General features: G+C 68.4%; 3 protein-coding genes. 2 read left to right on the top strand and 1 reads right to left on the bottom strand.

The genetic code is table 11. The annotated features are described in order from the left end of the window. Window positions 1–333: DEAD/DEAH box helicase (locus A5704_RS09735; RefSeq protein WP_156737649.1), on the bottom strand; the 333-nt coding region annotated here is incomplete at its 3' end. A 260-nt stretch (window positions 334–593) separates the two neighbouring features. Here A5704_RS09735 and cspA point away from each other — a divergent pair. Both cspA and A5704_RS09725 read left to right on the top strand, forming a co-directional pair. Beyond that, window positions 594–797, top strand: a complete 204-nt coding sequence (gene cspA / locus A5704_RS09730; RefSeq protein ID WP_007166602.1) for a cold shock protein CspA — start codon at window positions 594–596, stop codon at window positions 795–797. A 141-nt stretch (window positions 798–938) separates the two neighbouring features. Further along, window positions 939–1524 (top strand): hypothetical protein (locus A5704_RS09725; RefSeq protein ID WP_067782321.1); only part of this gene is annotated, 586 nt, incomplete at its 3' end.

Raw genomic sequence — 1524 nt, 5'->3', positions numbered from 1 at the left:
CGGCGACAGGTACAGCACCCGGGCGCGCGGATCGGTGGCCAGCGCGTTGAGGACGGGAAGTTGGTAGGCCAGCGACTTGCCCGACGCGGTGCCGGTGCTCACCACCACGTGGCGGCCGGAGTGAGCCAATTCCGCGACCGCCGACTGGTGTGACCAGGGCAAAATGACGCCGCGGTCGGTGAAGGCGCGCACCACGTCGGGCTCGGCCCATGTCGGCCAGCGGTGCGGGCGGCCGCCGCGCGGCGGCAGCTCGGCGACGTGCCGCAACGGATGCTCGTCGGCGGCGGTACCGGCGAGCGCGGCGGCGAGCAACTCGCTGCCGAAACTCGCCATCAGCACCCTCCTTGGACCCGGCTGAGCTCGCGTCCAAGGCGCAAGTCTGTCGCCGAAGCGATGAACATGGTTGACTATTTGCGGTCGCAGCTTCTGTGTTCGTGTCAAACTTTCGCAGGATCTATCGTTGCGGCCGCGGTTCCTGCGAGGTTAATCGGTCGGGTGAAGTTCCGGCGACTGAGCGAGGTATGGCGGTCGTACCAGGCCCGGGGCATCGAAAGGCGATGCCCCGCACCCAGAAGAAAAGGAAAGATCGAGAGATGCCACAGGGAACTGTGAAGTGGTTCAACGCGGAGAAGGGCTTCGGGTTCATCGCCCCCGAAGACGGCTCCGCCGACGTGTTTGTCCACTACACGGAGATCCAGGGTTCGGGCTTCCGCACCCTCGAAGAAAACCAGAAGGTCGAGTTCGAAATCGGCCACAGCCCTAAGGGCCCCCAGGCCACCGGAGTCCGCTCCGTCTAAAGGACGAGCCGAATCTCCACGAACCCCCCGTGCAGTCCCGCGTAGCGGGCCCGCCGGGGGGTTTTCGTATTGCGGCCGGTTTGCGACGCCGCGCCGGTTGCCTCAAGACGCGGATGGCGGACCTGGCCTACTGTCGGTGGCGTGAGCCAGCTTTCCTTCTTCACAGCGGAGTCGGTGCCCCCCGCGGTCGCCGATCTCTCCGGGGTGCTGGCGGCTTCCGGTCAGATCGTCTTGGTCGGCGGGCCGGAGGGGCAGGGTGCGCGCCTTTCCGTGGTGGTGGATCAGGCCTGGCGCGCCGCCGCGTTGGCCGAGATGATCCGCGAGGCGGGGCTGGAACCCGAGATCTGCCGGACCGACGAGGACACGCCGTTGGTGCGTACGGCGGTGACCCCGGCCTTGGTGAGCCTGGCGGCCGAATGGACGCGCGGGGCGGTCAAGACGGTGCCGCCGCGCTGGCTGCCCGGACCGCGTGAATTGCGGGCCTGGACGCTGGCGGCCGGTCATCCGGAGGGCGACCATTACCTTCTGGGTCTCGATCCCCACGCGCCCGATACCCATTCCCCGCTGGCGTCGGCTTTGATGCGGGTCGGAATCGCGCCGACATTGATTGGCACCCGCGGCGGCCGCCCGGCGCTGCGGATCAGCGGCCGTCGTCGGCTATCACGCCTGGTAGAGAACGTGGGCGAAGCCCCAGACGGCGTTGACGCGTCAGCGGTGTGGCCGCGGG

The organism is Mycobacterium sp. E735 (genome assembly GCF_001666955.1).
Lineage (GTDB): Bacteria > Actinomycetota > Actinomycetes > Mycobacteriales > Mycobacteriaceae > Mycobacterium.
The sequence above is the reverse complement of the archived record's forward strand: the minus strand, read 5'-3'. Positions and strand labels throughout refer to the sequence as shown.